The following is a 355-nucleotide window of genomic DNA, read 5'->3' on the forward strand; positions in this document are numbered from 1 at the left end:
ATCTTTATCGATATCATGTACATACCGTTAAAGGTTCTGATTTTTCGCTTCACTCTTTTTATGAATACATGCTACTGTATGTTTATACAGTATCTCGTGGTGGAGGTTGTGTGGACAGAGAGTTGACCGAGCAGGTCATGATTGAACGAGTCGAGCTGATTGCTCTGCTGACGACAGATGCTACGTGGCAGGAAAGAGATCGAGGGATTGCCCTGATTTTGAGTGCTGAGAGTGCGCGGGGGAATTTAATCAAGAACAACGCCTTTACCGATGTTTTCTCCCCATCTCCTGTTCCGGAACGAAACAAAAAAGAGAGTAACGTTCCGGTTAACATAACTATCCATAATGAACTGCT

Annotated in this window: 1 pseudogene; it reads left to right on the forward strand. The window is 43.7% G+C overall.

Annotated elements, in window-relative coordinates:
* Positions 1–110: 110 nt before the first annotated feature.
* Positions 111–355: pseudogene (locus tag A6013_RS26575) on the forward strand (DinI family protein); the annotation flags it as partial.

The organism is Enterobacter sp. IF2SW-B1 (genome assembly GCF_001743375.1).
Classification (GTDB): domain Bacteria; phylum Pseudomonadota; class Gammaproteobacteria; order Enterobacterales; family Enterobacteriaceae; genus Enterobacter; species Enterobacter bugandensis.